Origin of the sequence: Bacillus sp. AFS031507 (assembly GCF_002584635.1) — a bacterium.
GTDB lineage: Bacteria > Bacillota > Bacilli > Bacillales > Cytobacillaceae > Neobacillus.
Window position 1 is genome coordinate 90,807 of record NZ_NUOW01000012.1, and the last position, 17,013, is coordinate 107,819.

16 protein-coding genes are annotated in these 17,013 nt (G+C 37.0%); 14 read left to right on the forward strand and 2 right to left on the reverse strand.

Going from position 1 to position 17,013, the window contains the following annotated elements:
* Positions 1 to 8: 8 nt before the first annotated feature.
* Positions 9 to 263 (reverse strand): YhdB family protein, encoded by a 255-nt coding sequence (locus COE25_RS11745; protein WP_098932790.1) that lies wholly within the window; start codon positions 261 to 263, stop codon positions 9 to 11.
* A 149-nt stretch (positions 264 to 412) separates the two neighbouring features.
* Between COE25_RS11745 and COE25_RS11750 the strand changes: the two genes are divergently transcribed.
* The 14 genes from COE25_RS11750 to COE25_RS11815 all read left to right on the forward strand — a co-directional run bounded on the left by COE25_RS11750 (position 413) and on the right by COE25_RS11815 (position 15,797).
* Complete coding sequence (locus COE25_RS11750) at positions 413 to 1,399, forward strand: M14 family zinc carboxypeptidase (RefSeq protein WP_257208784.1); 987 nt, start codon at positions 413 to 415, stop codon at positions 1,397 to 1,399.
* A gap of 92 nt (positions 1,400 to 1,491) precedes the next feature.
* Complete coding sequence (locus tag COE25_RS11755; protein ID WP_088085937.1) at positions 1,492 to 2,907, forward strand: SpoVR family protein; 1,416 nt, start codon at positions 1,492 to 1,494, stop codon at positions 2,905 to 2,907.
* Positions 2,908 to 3,034: 127 nt separating this feature from the next.
* Entirely contained in the window at positions 3,035 to 3,787 is a 753-nt protein-coding gene (locus COE25_RS11760) for a GTP cyclohydrolase II (protein ID WP_098932791.1), read from the forward strand.
* Positions 3,780 to 4,886 carry a bifunctional diaminohydroxyphosphoribosylaminopyrimidine deaminase/5-amino-6-(5-phosphoribosylamino)uracil reductase RibD gene (ribD, locus tag COE25_RS11765; protein WP_098932792.1) on the forward strand — a complete coding sequence of 369 codons (1,107 nt, stop codon included), beginning with the start codon at positions 3,780 to 3,782 and terminating at the stop codon, positions 4,884 to 4,886. Before COE25_RS11760 ends, ribD begins: the two co-directional genes overlap by 8 nt.
* On the forward strand, positions 4,886 to 5,461 hold the full coding sequence (locus tag COE25_RS11770) for a 5' nucleotidase, NT5C type (protein ID WP_098932793.1): 576 nt from the start codon (positions 4,886 to 4,888) through the stop codon (positions 5,459 to 5,461). The genes ribD and COE25_RS11770 overlap by 1 nt, the downstream gene beginning before the upstream one ends.
* A 181-nt stretch (positions 5,462 to 5,642) precedes the next feature.
* The gene (locus tag COE25_RS11775; RefSeq protein ID WP_098932794.1) at positions 5,643 to 6,824 is read left to right on the forward strand and encodes a hypothetical protein; all 1,182 of its coding nucleotides are present in this window, start codon (positions 5,643 to 5,645) and stop codon (positions 6,822 to 6,824) included.
* Between the two features lie 113 nt (positions 6,825 to 6,937).
* On the forward strand, positions 6,938 to 7,894 hold the full coding sequence (locus COE25_RS11780; RefSeq protein WP_098932795.1) for an NAD-dependent epimerase/dehydratase family protein: 957 nt from the start codon (positions 6,938 to 6,940) through the stop codon (positions 7,892 to 7,894).
* Positions 7,875 to 8,825 carry a lysylphosphatidylglycerol synthase transmembrane domain-containing protein gene (locus tag COE25_RS11785; protein WP_098932796.1) on the forward strand — a complete coding sequence of 317 codons (951 nt, stop codon included), beginning with the start codon at positions 7,875 to 7,877 and terminating at the stop codon, positions 8,823 to 8,825. Before COE25_RS11780 ends, COE25_RS11785 begins: the two co-directional genes overlap by 20 nt.
* Positions 8,822 to 10,270 (forward strand): alkaline phosphatase family protein, encoded by a 1,449-nt coding sequence (locus tag COE25_RS11790; RefSeq protein WP_098932797.1) that lies wholly within the window; start codon positions 8,822 to 8,824, stop codon positions 10,268 to 10,270. The genes COE25_RS11785 and COE25_RS11790 overlap by 4 nt, the downstream gene beginning before the upstream one ends.
* Positions 10,271 to 10,273: 3 nt before the next feature.
* Positions 10,274 to 11,053, forward strand: a complete 780-nt coding sequence (locus COE25_RS11795) for a glycosyltransferase family 2 protein (RefSeq protein ID WP_098932798.1) — start codon at positions 10,274 to 10,276, stop codon at positions 11,051 to 11,053.
* Between the two features lie 93 nt (positions 11,054 to 11,146).
* Entirely contained in the window at positions 11,147 to 11,899 is a 753-nt protein-coding gene (locus tag COE25_RS11800) for a hypothetical protein (RefSeq protein ID WP_088085946.1), read from the forward strand.
* A 35-nt stretch (positions 11,900 to 11,934) separates the two neighbouring features.
* A complete protein-coding gene (locus COE25_RS11805; RefSeq protein WP_098932799.1) occupies positions 11,935 to 12,867 on the forward strand; it encodes an FTR1 family iron permease in 933 nt (310 codons plus the stop codon).
* 69 nt (positions 12,868 to 12,936) lie between these two features.
* Complete coding sequence (locus COE25_RS11810) at positions 12,937 to 14,400, forward strand: glycosyltransferase family protein (protein ID WP_098932800.1); 1,464 nt, start codon at positions 12,937 to 12,939, stop codon at positions 14,398 to 14,400.
* Positions 14,401 to 14,450: 50 nt separating this feature from the next.
* Complete coding sequence (locus COE25_RS11815) at positions 14,451 to 15,797, forward strand: UDP-glucose dehydrogenase family protein (protein WP_098932801.1); 1,347 nt, start codon at positions 14,451 to 14,453, stop codon at positions 15,795 to 15,797.
* A 21-nt stretch (positions 15,798 to 15,818) separates the two neighbouring features.
* On the opposite strand, the gene alr is transcribed toward COE25_RS11815, so the two are convergent.
* Positions 15,819 to 17,003, reverse strand: a complete 1,185-nt coding sequence (gene alr, locus COE25_RS11820; RefSeq protein ID WP_088085950.1) for an alanine racemase — start codon at positions 17,001 to 17,003, stop codon at positions 15,819 to 15,821.
* Positions 17,004 to 17,013: the final 10 nt, after the last annotated feature.

Below are 17,013 nucleotides of genomic sequence, written 5' to 3' on the forward strand. Positions count from 1 at the left end.
TTATCATTTTAGGAAAGACTATACATCGGTATCTCATTAGGGTCAGGCTCTACGGTTTCATTCGCATGGTCAATGTAGCGAAGAAGGCTATATAGTTTGGTTTCAATTACACTGTAATCACGTTCGAAATTGTAGGCATGCAGGAATTGTTCAATTCTTTTCGATAAAAATTGGTCTTTTGTTCGTACCATTAAAATCAGCAAATTATCCCACTCAGATCGATGTGTATAATATAACGCGCGATCATAATCCATTTTATTCATTTGTTTTATCTCCTCCTTATTAGGAGTTGAGATTATTGTATGATATTTTGACGATAACTTTCACAGTAAATGTTGGACACCCATTGTTTACGCGGTTTTCAACATTTACCTGTATAAATTATTTTCATTTTGAACAAGGTGGAGGTCATATGGGAAAAATTATTATTTGCGTCATGCTCTTTTTATCCCTTCAACTGGAAAATGTTGCAAACGCTAAAATTGTTAAGACCAATAAGCCATATTCTTATGAAATGTTAGAAAATGACCTTTCAAAAATTAACGAAAAGTATCAAGAAAAAGTAAAAATCAAATCGATCGGAACAACACACTTTGGTCGGGATATTTGGGCAATTAAGCTGGGAAAAGGGAAGAAAAATGTCGTTTTGATTGGTTCGCATCATGGGCGAGAGTGGCTGACAAGCTTAATGTTAATGAAAATGCTTGAGTCTTATGCAGCGTCCTATGAGGAGAAGGGTCTTTTCGGATTTAAATCCAATCATATTCTTAATGAAGTATCATTATGGTTTGTGCCAATGTTAAATCCAGATGGAGTGGCCATTCAACAGAATAATCTTAAAAGTTTTCCATCTAAACATCAGAAACTTTTGATGAAAATGAATGATGGATCAGATAACTTTAAACGATGGAAAGCAAACGGAATGGGCATTGATTTAAATAGGCAATATCCAGCTGGGTGGGATCGTCTTAATCAAGATCCTGCATCACCCTCCTACAAATTTTATAAAGGAGAAAAACCGTTAGAATCGAAAGAAGTACTCTCCTTAACGAAATTTATAAACGAAATTAACCCATCGATTGCAGTCGCGTATCATACAGCGGGAAGAGAAATTTTTTGGAATTATAAAAATGGCAAGCATTTTAAACGAGATAAACTGGTTGCTAAACAGATATCGAAAATAACTGGCTATAAATTAACGAAGCCAGAAAAAGACGCAGTAGGTGGCGGTTTCACGGATTGGTTTATCACAACCTATCACAGACCTGCCATGACAATTGAGATATGTTATTTAGTTGGCGAAACAAATCCCCCCTTATCTATTTTTAAAAAGGAATGGAAACGGAATCGATATGTTGGCCTGAAACTTGCTGAGGAAGCCAAAAAAATCCCTGATTAAAGCAATACTTGCCTATTGTTTTTTCTATCTTGTTTCATCATTCCCCTTTTTACTTCATACATTGTGGTAAGAGGAAAAGGGGGAATGGCCAAATGAATGTGGAAGGTCGTAATTCACTCGAATATGCGATCAGTGAAATCACTGAAATAGCAACCGGGTTTGGTTTAGATTTTTATCCAATGCGTTATGAAATCTGTCCTGCCGAAATTATTTATACATTTGGGGCTTATGGTATGCCAACTCGATTTTCACATTGGAGCTTCGGCAAGCAATTCCACAAAATGAAACTTCATTATGATTTAGGGCTGAGTAAAATTTATGAATTAGTTATCAATTCAAACCCATGCTATGCTTTTTTGCTTGATTCCAATACACTTATTCAAAATAAACTAATTGTTGCCCATGTTTTAGCACACTGTGACTTCTTTAAAAATAATGTTCGTTTTCAAAATACAAAACGTGATATGGTCGAAAGTATGGCTGCCACAGCAGAAAGAATTCATCAATATGAAGTTCAATATGGTAAAAAAGAGGTGGAAACCTTTTTAGATGCGGTATTGGCTATTGATGAACATATAGACCCATCGCTTATGAGGCCTAAGTTATCTTGGTCCATTGGAGACGACGAGGAAGATGATGACCTAGAGCTTCAAGTAGCAACTCCATACGATGATCTGTGGAGATTGGATGAAAAAGATAAAAAGGAGACCAATCAACCGCGGAAAAAGAAATTTCCTCCAAGGCCAGAAAAGGATCTGTTGCTATTTATTGAAACATATAGCAGAGAGTTAGCGGATTGGCAGCGGGATATCTTAACAATGATGCGGGAGGAAATGCTCTACTTCTGGCCGCAGCTTGAAACAAAAATTATGAACGAAGGCTGGGCTTCCTATTGGCATCAACGAATTTTACGGGAAATGGATTTAACGAGCGGTGAGGCAATCGAGTTTGCTAAATTGAATGCGGGAGTTGTACAGCCATCAAAAACGGGCATTAATCCTTATTACCTGGGGATAAAGATTTTTGAGGATATTGAAGAACGCTATAACAATCCAACGGAAGAGATGAAGCGAAGAGGCGTGGTTCCAGGATCAGGGCGGGAAAAAATGTTTGAGGTCCGTGAAGTAGAATCCGATATATCTTTTCTTCGCAATTACTTAAATAAGGACCTTGTCATGCGAGAAGATATGTATCTTTTCCAAAAACAAGGAAGAGACTACAAAATTGTTGATAAACAATGGGAACAGATTCGTGATCAACTTGTAAATATGCGCGTAAATGGAGGTTTCCCTTACATCACTGTCAATGATGGCGATTATTTAAAAAATGGGGAACTATATCTAAAACACTGGTATGAAGGGGTAGAACTCGACGTTAAATATCTAGAAAAAGTTCTTCCATATATCCAACAGCTTTGGGGCAGACCTGTTCATATCGAATCGATGATTGAAGATAGAAAAATGTTATTTTCTTATGATGGTAAAGGAGTCCATCGTAAATATTTGTAATTTCTTAAGGCTATCTTGTACTATCAAGATAGCCTCTTTTTATTTACTCGTAAAAGGAGAGAGGAAATCATTTCATGAATGTATTTGTTAATGTAGTTAAAACTATTCTTAAAAAGGGGATAAATAAATGAAACAAGCTCTTAATTCTAAAGTTCTTACAGTTTTAGAAGACAAAATTCAATTAATAAAAACAGAAAAAGGTGCGATATATTTAGTGGGACCGATCGGGCTTCCCGTTAATTTATACGGAGAAACAGTTGTCTTCAAATGGTATTGTTGGCTAAATTGTGATGAAGTAACAGAGGATTTTGAAAGAATTATTGATAAGTTATCTTCTGCAAATTTAGCAGAGTTTCAACAATCAAGCGTTTTAGTTTATGGTGACTTTGAATATGAAGATGATGTCATTATTAGAATGCATTCCATCTGCCATACGGGAGATATATTTGGAAGCAAGCGATGTGACTGTGGATTTCAATTAAAACAATCAATGAAAATGATCTCCGAACATGGAACAGGGGCATTATTTTATCTAGCTAACCACGAAGGAAGAGGAATTGGCTTATTCAGTAAGGCAATGGCCTATGTTCTTCAAGAAAACGGCTATGACACAGTTGAGGCGAATGAAGGCCTTGGTTTTGTCGATGATTCTAGAAACTATGGGGATGCTATTCAAGTCCTTAAAGCATTACGCTCTAAACCTGTCACACTTATGACTAACAATCCAAAAAAATTGGAAGCATTAAAAAATGCTGGTTTAGAGGTAGCAGGCAGAAAGCCTTTGTGGGGAGATGTATCAGAGTATAACGAAAAATATCTGCAGACAAAAGTAAATAAGTCAGGTCATATAGGAGATAAGGGGACTTGTCCAAATGACTAACCATGAATTCTATATGGAGTTAGCTCTAAAAAATGCTAGTGCAATGAAAGGCCAAACAGACCCAAATCCACTAGTAGGGGCTGTGATTGTGAATGATAACCGAGTAGTGGGAATCGGAGCCCATTTAAAAGCTGGCGAGCCTCATGCTGAGATTCACGCTCTCCGTATGGCTGGCGAAGCAGCAAAAGGCGGAACCATTTATGTTACATTAGAACCATGTTCCCACTATGGCAGGACAGGCCCATGTGCTGTTGCAATAGTAGAAGCCGGTATTAAAACAGTCGTTATTGCCACACTTGATCCAAATCCTGTTGTGTCAGGGAATGGAGTAAAAATTCTAAAAGACGCAGGAATTGAAGTAATAATCGGGGTTCATCAAGAGGAATCCCAAAAGATGAATGAAGTATTCAATAAATTCATTGTGGAGAAAAAACCATTTGTCACCTTAAAATCAGGGATTACTTTAGATGGGAAAATAGCCACTTATGCATCAAACAGTAAATGGATTACTTCGGAACAATCCAGACATGATGTCCATCATCTGAGGAATGAAAATATGGCCATTCTTGTAGGGGTTAATACAGTAATAAAAGATAACCCGGAACTGACGGCGCGAATTCCGAATGGAAGAAATCCAATTCGTGTTATTTTGGATTCTACTTTAAAGATCCCTTTAGATTCAAAAGTTGTAACAGATAACCTTGCTGAAACTTGGATATTTACGTGTCAGAAATATGATCAGGATAAGGAAAAAACATTAAAGTCCTTAGGGATGAAAGTCTTTCCTACCAATGGGGTGGAAAAAGTAGATCCTAAGGAAGTCATGGAGATATTAGGTGAGCACCTTATCTCATCTGTATTAATTGAAGGTGGGGGCACCATAAATGCTTCTTTTCTTGAAAATAAATGTATTGATAAAGTAATTCTTTATTTTGCACCCAAATTAATTGGTGGAAGGCATGCACCTACTTTCCTGGAGGGATCAGGAATTGAGAAAATGGCAGATGCGGTCGATTTAGTAGATACATCGATCATTAAAATTGGAAAAGACTATAAATTTATTGGCTATCCGAATTATTCAAAAGAGGAAAATTTGTGATGAGATTTGGTTTTGATATCGATGATACATTAATAAATCTACGCGAGTATGCCTTTAACATATACAATCAAAGATTGAATCAAAATGTTCCGATCGAAGTTTTTCATAACTTAAAACGAGTGGAGATACATGGACCCTTTGGATTAACAGATGAACAAGGGAAAGAAATGTGGCGCAATTCTTTAGAAGAAATTTATTATACGTCATGTCCTGCTTTTCCAGATGCTGTTGAAACTTTACAAGAACTAGAGAAGAAGGGGCATGAAATCTATTATATTACGGCAAGACCCAAAGAACATGGGAAAAGAACGAAAGAATGGTTAATAGAAAACGGTTTTCCTGTTCATGAGGAGAGGTTTTTTTATGGAATGCAGGATCATGAAAAGGTAGAAATCATTAAAAAGTTAAAACTCGATTATTATTTTGATGATAAACCAGAGGTTTTAAATACATTATTAAACGAATCAATTAAAATTTTTCTCAGGGATCAATCCTATAATCGGCATCTGGATTTACCACGTATTAAACATTGGAGCGATCTTGAGGAGATAATTAAAGTTAGTAAGAATTTATAGAAGATACAGGCTATCTTGTGATTGCAAGATAGCTTTTCTATTATTTAGTATTTTTTAAATAGTGTCTTTTTTGTTACAAAATTTTAAATATCATTGACATTGATAATCATTCTCTTTATAATCATAAATGTGAATGATAATCATTATCAACAAAATAAAAAAACAAACCGGGGGAAACAAAATGTCGATCAAATTTAAACTTCTAGCAGCTATGGCAGCCCTTTCATTAGTTCTTGGAGCTTGTGGGAAAGCGGAAGAAACAGCTAGCAAACCAAAAGTAGAAAATAAAGAAAAATCAGCAGAGAAGAAAGAAACAGAAGTAAAAGAAAACGAAAAAGTAGCGTATGCTGATGTATTTACTGAAGCTACTACGGAACTTGAAAAAGCTAAAGAAGGAAAAGAAGTTGATTTTGATAAAGTAACAGATTTATATAATAAGAATTTTAAAGAGCTAGTTCAACAACGTGACGCAGAATTTGAAGACACAATCGACGAAAAAATCACTACTGCTCTATCTGCAGGTAAAGACGGATCAATGGACAAAGTAGTCGTCAAACAACTCTTTGATAAATTAATGCAAAAGGTATTTTATACATCGATTAAACACGATTTTACAGAAGTATCTGAAAAATGGGGTAACACAGAAGAAGTGAATGCAGAACTAGAAGAAGCAAAAAATTATTATGCCATTCTTAAAACAACTGTAGAAAAACGTGATGCTGCATATGGTACTACCCTTGTTAGTGTAATTGATGGTGGATTCAGCGAAATCGAGACAGCGGTTAAAAATAATGATCAACTGGGCTTTAACTTAGGTAAGCAAGTGGTTGACAAAACATTAATGAAGACTTTCTATCTCGCAACTGGTGCACTTCCAAACGGATATGCAACAAAGGCAGCAGCTGAAGCGGGGAAAGACGCTGCACTTGCTAAGGTAGAGCAAGCAGAAGGCTGGGCATTTTACCAATCTCTAAGCAGTTACTTAAGCAAGCATGCAGCTGATGAAACTGCCTTCATTGAAAAGCAATTTAATCTTGAATCTGATGTAAAAGCAGTTGATCCAGCAGCTGTTAACAAAGCGTTCGTCCGTGGATTTGCGAAAATTGCTATTGATGAATACGGTGAGAGTAAAGAATTATTTGGCGAAGATAAAGCCGTTATCACTGGTTTAGAGGGTGCGTTATTTATCGATATCATCGGTGAAGATATCAAAACCCTACTTGGTGAAGATGCTTATAAGACATTAACTGAAAAAGCACAGAAATATGTTGAAACAGCAAAAGCTAAAGATAAAGCTGCTGGTGAAGCACAATTGAACGAGTTAATTTCCACTCTGAATACAATCGTAGAAAAAGCGAAATAATGCAGAGGAAAAACCTTGTTAACTTACGCAAGGTTTTTCCTTTTTTCTCTGATATGAGAGAATAATGTACATAATAAGTCGTGATGACCAACTAGGTATAGAGGTGTTATACATTGAAAGTAATTGTTACTGGCGGAGCAGGGTTTATTGGCTCCCATCTTATAAGGAAATTGTTAACGGAAGGCCATGAGGTTTTAATCATCGATGAACTGCATCCTTACTATTCTGTTGCTAGGAAAAAACGACAGCTAGAATTTGCACGTGGAGCAGGAGAGTTCGCTTTCTTTCAAAAAAGTCTTCTAAATGACGAAGCGGAAGTAAAGGAAATCTTTCTTTCCTACAAGCCAGAAATGGTAATACACCTAGCGGCCATTCCTGGTGTATCACATTCAATAGCGGCCCCGAATGAGTATGTTGACTACGATATTAAAGCCACCATTAATGCACTGCGATTTGCGGGTCAATCAAACGTAAAACATTTTATTTTTGCTTCTTCCTCATCGGTTTACGGAGAACAAAAGAACGTTCCGCTTCAAGAAGAGATGGCGATGGGAAAGGTGGTATCCCCTTATGCAGCAGCTAAATTTGGGGCTGAATCCTTTTGCCATGCCTATTCTTCATTATTTGACTATAAAATTTCTATCCTTCGCTTTTTTACCGTTTATGGACCCTGGGGTAGGCCAGATATGGCCATAACAGGATTTATTAAAAATTTGCTGAATAAACAGGAAATTACATTGTTTGGAAATAGAACGGCTAGAGACTATACATATATAGATGATTGTATAACAGGGATCATTAGTGCTTTTAACCAAACTGAAAGGGTCGGTACCTATAATATAGGGTCTGGTAAACCGATTTTTATTGAGGAATTAGTTGAGTATTTAAAGCAGCATTTTCCTGATATAACTGTAAAACAAGGTGGTTTTCGCCAAGGGGATGTCAATTCCACATGGGCGGATATTTCGAAGGCACATCAACAGCTTGGATTTTCCCCATCAATATCTTTTTCAGAGGGACTTGCTAAAACAATAGAATGGGCCAAAAAGCATGTTTCGGAAATCAGTTAAACGCTTGGTTAAAGTGATGGGATTCATTCTGGCAGGAATTTTTATCCTGTTGTCCTGGCGATATTTTCATGCTGAAAACTTCTTAAATGGGTCCAAAAAATTTTTCTTGGGTAATCCTTTGATTATCATAGTTGTTACCGTAGGATACCTATCTTCATTTATCCTCAGAGCTGAGGCGTGGAGATTATATCTAGGAAAGAAAGCCAAGTTTATAAGCTGTTTACAAGGCATTCTCTTAAGTCTTTTCGTAAATCATATCACTCCAATAAAGGTTGGGGATGCGGTTAGGGTCGGGGTGTTGTCCTGGAAGGAAAAAAATATAAGTCCTGATATTTCTGCACATTCTGTAGTTGTGCTCAGATCGCTTGATATGTTGTTCCTAATGTTATTTTCCATAATAGGACTAATTGCTTTTTCCAAAGCGTTTATCTTTCACTTGTCATTAGGAGTATTGCTTATTTTAGGTTTAAGCTTTCTAATAGGAGGATTTATAGTCTTTAAATACTGTCCACTCTTTGTGGAAAAGCATATCTTATTATTAAGAACAAGCTTTAAGGGCTGGAAATTTGTTTATATTTTTTTCTTAATTGGATTAAGCTGGGCTATGGAAGGCGCTGTTTTGTGGGGAGTAACAGCTTCGTTAGGTGATGGTCTTTCTATTTATAAGTCAATTTGGGTCAATTCTATTACTGTCGGTGGGCAGGTATTTCAAATTACACCTGGGGGAATATCTACATACGAATCAGTCATGACCGCGGCTTTAACAAGTTTTGGGTTTCCGACAAAGGATGGATATATGGTTGCTCTTATTAGCCATAGTTATAAGTTTATTTTTTCCTATTTCGTTGGTTTCCTGCTATTGATTCATTCACCTGCATCAAATTTTAAACAAATAAAAGTGTTTCTAAGAATGAGAGGAAGACAAAAATGAAAAAAGCATCTTCTTTTGAAAAAGTGGCGGCAAGGTGTTGGAACCTTCTGAATGAAGGGAAGCCGTTTACTCCAATATTTACAATCGGTACCATGTTGATTTATTCCCTATCTAAGTTGGGAGCCCCTTCTTACAGTTTAGATCTATTCTTAGGGTTATTATTCATCTTACCTCTATTAATTATTTACTACCTATACGATTATCCATTATTTCTTAGAAACTATTTATGGATCCCATTTACAGCCTTTCTTATCATTTGGGATCATGTGAATCTTAGTCTGCTTTTTACTGGTATTGGTTTATATTTCTTCTTTACAGTCTTTTTTTGGGGCACATTTTATTATCATTTGCGCATCGGCACCTCATGGCTGAATTTTACCCGGTTCTGGAAGCTCGTTTTAAAAAATAGTGATTCAACAAGTGGAAATGCCCAAGAACAACTGCCAAAGTTTCTTTTGTTATTATCACTTTGGAATTTGACTATTGAGAAGCAAACCTGGTCGGGAAGTGAAATTGGAGTCATCGTATTCTTCTATTTAGGAATTCTATTGTTTTCTTGGATTCTTCATAAAAATCTGTTCGATTGGAAGCCGAAGATTATCCCTACCTTTACTTCTAATGTTGATGAGCGGACAGATGCCATTAATAAGAAAGTTATTGTTATGGTCATTGATGGAATGAGGAAAGAGCGTTTTGAAGAAGCGAACACTCCCTTTCTCGACTATTTGAGAAAAAATGGAACAGACTATACTAGAATGGAAACCGTATACCCAGCAAGAACTGTCGTTTGTTTTTCATCGATGTTTTCAGGGACATACCCATTTGAACATGGAATCAAGTCGAATATGGTTTGGAAGCAGGGTATTAAAGTAGAGAGCGTATTTGACACATTAAGAAAAGTAGGGAAAAAGGGTTCATTATTAGCGGTAGCCCATCTCGTTGATTCCTTTGGAAAGGATGTAGAGACATTCACAGCCGTAATGCACAATAATGTTGTCGATCGTAAAATTATTGATCGAGCGAAAAATATCATGGAAGAACAAGATCCTGATTTGCAAATTGTGCAATTAATAAGTACAGACCAAACTGGACATAGCCGAGGTGTATTATATAACGAATATATTCAAAAAATCGAAGAGGCTGACGCCTTAGTTAAAGAATATTTTGAGTGGTTAAAAGAGAAAGGTAAGCTTGAAAATTACACGTTTATTGTTTGTGCTGACCATGGTCAAGCTGATGGGATTGGTGGACATGGCCACCTCGATGAAGGTGAAAGATTCGTACCGTTCTTTATGTATGGTCCGTCTATTGAAACAGGAAAAAGTGTGGAGGAAAAGCATAGCTTGGTTTCCCTCGCTTCAACGATTTCCTATTTGTTGGGGGCACCATATCCTAGTCACAGCCGTGGACCAGTATTAATAGAGGCAGTAAGGAAGGATGTTTAATCAATGGAGCAGCAAAAAGTAATTGTCTTTCTTCCAGCTTTCAATGAGGAAGAGTCGATTGCCCAAGTCATTCAAAAAATACCAAGAGATTTCGATCCAAAGGTGAAAGTAGAGGTTTTAGTGATAAATGATGGCTCTAATGATCGAACGGTCGAGCAGTCCTGGAAAGCAGGGGCAGATTATGTCCATACCTTTGCTAAAAACCTTGGATTAGGTGCTGCTGTTCGTAAAGGGCTGGAGCTTTGTGTTTTAAATGGAGCAGATATTGGTGTCATGATTGATGCTGATAATGAATACCCTGCAGATCAGATTCCTGATATTGTCAAACCCATCTTAATGGGAACAGCTGATTATGTAATGGGTTCCCGTTTCCTTGGAACTATTGAAGGAATGCAGTGGAACAGGAGAATCGGGAATTATTGTTTTACGTTTCTACAAGCTCTTTTACTAAGAAAATGGATTTATGATGGACAGTCTGGGATGAGAGCTTTTTCTAAACAAGCTATGGAAGAAGCTGAAATTGTTCATGATTACAATTATGCACAAGTTGTCACGCTGAATCTCATTAGAAAAGGCTTTCGGATGAAAGAAGTCCCAATTCGATATCAGGTCCGTAAAGCAGGGGAATCATTTATCAAGTTTCGTAGTTATATGACATCGGTCTTACCTGCCATTTTAAAAGAAATGAGGAGGCCAGTGAAAAAGGTGATCCATAATAGGACAACATCTGGTGCAAGAGACAGGGAATTACACCTGATGAAAGCAAGGGAGATTAATAAGTAAGATAAACATGATAAATATGTGACATTCTAAATCCTTGCATTGACAGCGAGGATGATAATCATTATCATTATCCATGTAGGAGGGAAATTCTTAATGAAAAAATTTTTTGGATTATTTTTTACTTTCGCATTTATTTTTTACAGCATTCCTTTAAGTAGTGCTTTTGCCTATTCCTATGGTGATCCGAATGAGGAGAAGGTTGCTGAGGTGTACAAAGAAATGGTAGTGAAGCTTGATGAGAATCCTCCCAATTACAATTCCGCCAAAAAAAACTTTGAAACTGTTAAAGAAGAGATTGATATGCATATGGGCCAAGAGCCTGCTAAGCTAATTCTGAGTAACCTTAAAGATAAGGACAAGGAAGCTACCATTGACAATATGGAAAAACTACTGGTTTTAAATATTGCGAGGCGTTTAGAGAGTATTGAAAAGGACTTTGCTGAATATGACACAACGAAAAGACTCCTAGCTAAAGCCTTTGCTACATACGATGCGTTGTCTCCTAAAGTGGAAGCTGAAAAACCTGAGAATGATAAGAAAATCAGAACGGATTTTGATCAGGCCCTTGAAGCATTGGGTAATCCCGGATTGTTTGGTGTAGGGAAAAAAGAGGCGAATTTAGACGCATTTAAGGAAAATAAAGACGAGATTCTAAACTCATTAAAAACTGAATTCAATTTAAAAAGCCTTGAAGTTGGGCATTTTTCTGAAAGTGCTACAGAAGCTGGGACTGCTAAAAAGGACTGGACGGATATTTCGAATATCCGAAACTGGATACCACTAGTATTAATCGCAGGATTAATAATAGCTGTACTGATAGTTGTTATCCGCAGAAGAAGAAAATAGAAACTGAAACAACACCATCGGGAGGGGAAACGGCTGTGGAGATTCAAGCTCTATTAATTACATTCCGTGAAGTATTAGAAGCTTTGTTGATTGTCGGCATCATAACTACTTATCTTAAAAAAGTGGACCATAAGCATTACACGAAATATGTTTGGTTAGGAGCAGGTCTTGCAGTTTTAGCAAGTGTCGGGGTAGCTCTCTTATTTCAAATTGTCTTTACTGGATTCGCCACAATGGGAAGCGAAATGTACTTGAAAATAGGCATTATGCTAGTTTCGACCGTATTATTAACCCAAATGGTATTCTGGATGGCTAGTCACAGCCGTGATCTAAAAGGAAACATGGAAGGAAAAATGAATAAGTTTATTTCTACTGGTAATGTAGTGGGGATGGTTATCCACTCCTTTCTTGTGGTCCTTCGTGAAGGTGTTGAAACTGTGTTCTTTTTTGCTGCCATTACAGGGGGAGACATCGGTGCTGCAATGCAAGGATGGGGTGCAATTACTGGAGTGGCCATAGCCGCCATTGTCTCTTATGTGTTCTTTAAAGGAACGATGAGGATTCCGTTAAGCAGCTTCTTCAAGATAACCGGTGCTTTTATTATTCTTATCTCTGCTGGACTACTAGTTCAAGCGATTTCTATGATGCAGGACCTTAACATCATTGGCAGTGTTCTTCCACATGTATATGATCTAACATGGTTCCTGCCAGAGCATCCGATTGATTACACACATTACCTTCGTGATACTGGTTCGGCTCCGCTTTTATCCGGGGATATAGGAATATTTCTAAAGGCGCTGTTCGGCTATTCTTCCATGCCTTCTATTGAAGAAATATTGGCGTATATCGGATACTTTGTCGCAATTTTATTGCTTACCTCTTCCAAACCTGCAGGAAGCAAGCAAACGAATAAAACGAATAAAACGAATTCAAAGACAACTAAAATTCTTGAGACACAAGTGAAATGAATTTTTGAACATTTAAAGTACAAGGCCGATGCCTTGTACTTTTTCTCTAGATCAGGTGGTGGATATTTATTGTTAAAAAGTAATTTAAAAGATCCCTTTTTATTAGTGATCAGTGTTGCAGCTATAATTATTGTTTTTATATCTCAACTGTATTTTATTAATCCATATACCTCCTCGTGGGATCAGGTAGATTTTGCACTGGCAGTGAAGCGCTATGATTTAATGGCTATGCAGCCGCACTTCCCTGGATATCCCTTTTTTATTTTAGGAGGGAAATTCATTCATCTGTTTGTGATGGACCCATCAAAAGCATTAACGATTTTTAATGTCTTTTGTTATGCTAGTTCTGTTTTTCCCATTTATAAGTTGTCCAGGAGATTCATACAGAGATCATTTGCTAGTTTATCTACAGCACTTATTTATTCAGCAAGCTACAGTGTTATTATGGTTAATCAGCCGATGTCAGAAGGAGCGGCACTGGCAGCATTTTGGTGGTATTTATGGAGCCTTCTTTTTGCTTTAAACAAAAAAAATTCAAGAGCGATCTTAATACCATTAGGTTTTTTGAGTCTTATGCTAGGAATTCGCCTTTCCTACTTGCCCTTTGCAATCGGTATAATCTTTCTGTTTTATTGGAAAGTAAAAAAAGATGGATTAAAAATGAAAGAGATCATATATTACTTGATCTCGGGAGTCATCTTTCAAGCAATATGGGTAATTGGTCTTGTCATTTCTGAGGGGAGTATCATCGGTTTTATTAAGCTTTCTTTAGCGTTTACCAGCGGTCATTTCAATGATTGGGGAGGAACGGTAGAGGCAGCTAATATTGGTTTTTTTGATAGATTTATCATTTTTTCCTCAAAGAACATCTTATGGACAGGAATTGCAACTGAATCTGTGCTTAGTGCTGTCATTTATATTTTCCTTCTCATTTATATATTTATTAGGGCGTTCAAAAAAACAAAAAAAAGATGGCCATTTATGAACCTTCTTTTTATATTGTTTAGCAGTTATTTTGGTTGGGCACTATTGGCTCAAAATGTAGAAAAAGCAAGACATGCGCTCCCGCTTGCGGTCTTATTGATATTTTTCCTTTGTATTCGTCTTTTTTCAGAAAGAATCCCTTTTCTAGTAGTGGGACTCAGCATTTTCGTCCTTGGCCATCAGGTAAATCAAAATGTAACCCTATTAGCGACGGAAGCTAAAGAACCTCCAGCTGTTTATAAAATGAATGCATTTATTGAGAAAATGAATGAACCTGTTATACTCTACACATGGGAAGAAACGAGGGTGTTACAGTATTTAGAGGTTCCATATACACACAAAAGGATAGAAACTTATCAATATTTCCGGTATGATGCGAAATATTTCCAAGGCAGGACCGTCCTACTTACAGATAAAGTGATTCAAGGATTTAGGTCACAAGGTATTTCAATAGATGGGAAAATCAAAAAGATAGCAACTTTTCATTCCAACGGACTTTTTGATCCAGTTTATCATGAAATAATTTTATATAAATGGATGGAGAAATGAACTGAGTAGTAATTAATAAGAAATACTCAATAAGGAAAGGAAAATCTTCATTGAAAAAAATAGCCATTGCTGGAACAGGATACGTTGGACTAGTTACAGGGGTTTGTTTAGCAGACATCGGCCATGATGTGATTTGCGTAGACCAGGACCATCATAAAGTAAGTACATTAAACAATGGGAATCCTCCAATTTATGAGCCAGGATTAAATGAACTGATGTTGAAAAATATGGAGGAGGGGCGGTTACGGTTTACAACTAGCCCTGCTATTAGCTTTAAATTGGCTGAAATCATCATAATAACAGTAGGAACTCCTCAAAATGAAAATGGCTCCCTTGATTTACAATATATTGAACAGATTTCTAAAGAAATTGGCAGGTCAATAAAGCGAAATAACGTCATTGTCGTTACAAAAAGTACGGTACCAGTGGGAACCAATGCAAAAATTAAAAATTGGATTCAATCCGAAATGCAAACAAGTCTTAAATTTCAAATCGTTTCCAATCCTGAATTTATCAGCCAAGGGTCGGCAATTTATGATACTTTTCACGGGGATCGGATAATTATTGGATCTGATAGTGAGGAAGCCCTCCATTCGTTGGAAGAATTATATCAGCCGTTTGGTATTCCCATTTTTAAAACGGATACGAATAGTGCTGAATTAATAAAAATAGCATCAAATTCATTCTTAGCTTTAAAAATTAGTTACGTAAATGCACTCGCAAGTATTTGTGAACATATTGGCGGAAATATTGAAGACGTATCATTTGGAATGGGGATGGATTCAAGGATCGGATCATCATTTCTTAAGGCTGGAGTAGGTTTTGGCGGCTCATGCCTGCCGAAAGATACCCACGCACTAGTTCAAATGGGTAATGATGCGGGAGAAGCTTTTAACCTCATTGAGGAGGTTATTAAAGTTAATAAAAGACAGGAACTTAAACTAGTGGAAAAGGCCCTGAACCGATTTCAAAGTTTACGTGGGAAAAAAGTTGCATTACTGGGGCTTTCATTTAAACCTAATACAGACGATATCAGGGAAGCCGTTTCGATTAAGTTAGCCAAGCGTCTAGTTCAAGAAGGGGCGATAGTTATTGCCTATGATCCCGTCTCTATTCCAAATGTGAAAAAGGTTTTAGGAAAGCTAATTTCTTATGCAGATACTCTCGAGCGAGCTCTTATGAATGCTGACCTTACGTTTATTGTAACTGAGTGGGATGAAATTAAAAATGTTCCATTAAATCTCTTCCATGAGTTAATGAAAGAACCCGTTATCTTTGACGGGAGAAATTGCTTTCAATTAGAATCTATAAAAAAATATCCAGTTGAATATTATTCAATTGGCAGACCTAATGTAATTGGAGATATAAACACAGTGTTACAAAACAAAGGCAGCTAGTCGAAATAGCTGCCTTTGTTATTAAAATAATAAATTACTTTGTACATTCTTTGCAGGTTTGAATAGTTCATTGTAGTTGTCATACACTCGGGGGACTCTTTTCCCAATTAAACAAACAACCTCATAATTGATGGTGCTCATTAAATGGGCAATTTCGTCTACGGACTGAAAAGAAGAGCAGCTTTCTCCAAATATGGTGACTACATCACCAACAGAACAATTTTGTATATCCGTAATATCGATCATCGTTTGATCCATGCACACCCTTCCTGCAATAGCAGATTTTTGCCCATGAATTAAAACCTTCCCACGGTTTGATAGGAGACGGGAAAGTCCGTCAGCATATCCAAGCGGAAGGGTTGCGATAAGACTTACTCTTTCCGGCTTCCAAGTCCACCCGTAGCTGATTGCTTGTGAAGCTGCTACTTTTTTTATTGCTGCAATTTTCGTTTTGAAGGTCATGGCCTGCTTTAGCTGGATGGAGTGGTTTTTTAACGAAGCATCTGGATATAACCCATACAAGGAAACTCCAATTCGAACCATGTCCAGATGCATTTCTGGGAATTTCATTGTTGCAGCACTGTTGCAGCAATGTTTTATGGGTATATAAATACAGTTATTTTCCAAATATTCTACTATTGATTGAAATTTATTAAACTGTGCATATGTAAGGTCACTGTTTTCACTATCTGCATTAGCAAAATGAGTAAATACCCCTTCAAGACAAACATTTGTTGCTTTCATGGCCTTCTTCGCAAGAATTAGTGCATCATCACTGGAAGTAACGCCAATCCTGGACATACCGGTATCAATTTTCAAATGAATAGAAGCAGTTTTGCTTAAGCTATCCGCTTGGACAATGACTTCATCCAATACTTCATGGTCAAAGACTGTTAGCGTAATATTCTCTAAAATGGCAGCCCGAATCGAACGTGTCGGAGTATACCCGAGTACGAGAATGGGTTGTGTGATCCCAGACAGTCTAAGTTTGATGGCCTCATCTACAAGAGCAACTGCTAAATAATCTGCACCAGCTTCTATCGCTGTTTTTGCAATTTCAATGGCCCCGTGTCCATATCCATCTGCTTTAACCACTGCCATGATTTTTGCATGTGGGTGAACAAACTGCCTAAACTGTAGAAAATTATTTTTAATATGGTCTAGTGAAATTTCAGCCCATGTATCGCGGTAACTCAATTGATTCATGAAAACCATC

What these genes read in the sequence shown, in the direction of transcription:
- COE25_RS11745 (WP_098932790.1), bottom strand. Translation starts at nt 263, where the DNA reads ATGAATAAAATGGATTATGATCGCGCGTTATATTATACACATCGATCT.
- COE25_RS11750 (WP_257208784.1), top strand. Translation starts at nt 413, where the DNA reads ATGGGAAAAATTATTATTTGCGTCATGCTCTTTTTATCCCTTCAACTG.
- COE25_RS11755 (WP_088085937.1), top strand. Translation starts at nt 1,492, where the DNA reads ATGAATGTGGAAGGTCGTAATTCACTCGAATATGCGATCAGTGAAATC.
- COE25_RS11760 (WP_098932791.1), top strand. Translation starts at nt 3,035, where the DNA reads ATGAAACAAGCTCTTAATTCTAAAGTTCTTACAGTTTTAGAAGACAAA.
- ribD (WP_098932792.1), top strand. Translation starts at nt 3,780, where the DNA reads ATGACTAACCATGAATTCTATATGGAGTTAGCTCTAAAAAATGCTAGT.
- COE25_RS11770 (WP_098932793.1), top strand. Translation starts at nt 4,886, where the DNA reads ATGAGATTTGGTTTTGATATCGATGATACATTAATAAATCTACGCGAG.
- COE25_RS11775 (WP_098932794.1), top strand. Translation starts at nt 5,643, where the DNA reads ATGTCGATCAAATTTAAACTTCTAGCAGCTATGGCAGCCCTTTCATTA.
- COE25_RS11785 (WP_098932796.1), top strand. Translation starts at nt 7,875, where the DNA reads ATGTTTCGGAAATCAGTTAAACGCTTGGTTAAAGTGATGGGATTCATT.
- COE25_RS11790 (WP_098932797.1), top strand. Translation starts at nt 8,822, where the DNA reads ATGAAAAAAGCATCTTCTTTTGAAAAAGTGGCGGCAAGGTGTTGGAAC.
- COE25_RS11795 (WP_098932798.1), top strand. Translation starts at nt 10,274, where the DNA reads ATGGAGCAGCAAAAAGTAATTGTCTTTCTTCCAGCTTTCAATGAGGAA.
- COE25_RS11800 (WP_088085946.1), top strand. Translation starts at nt 11,147, where the DNA reads ATGAAAAAATTTTTTGGATTATTTTTTACTTTCGCATTTATTTTTTAC.
- alr (WP_088085950.1), bottom strand. Translation starts at nt 17,003, where the DNA reads ATGAATCAATTGAGTTACCGCGATACATGGGCTGAAATTTCACTAGAC.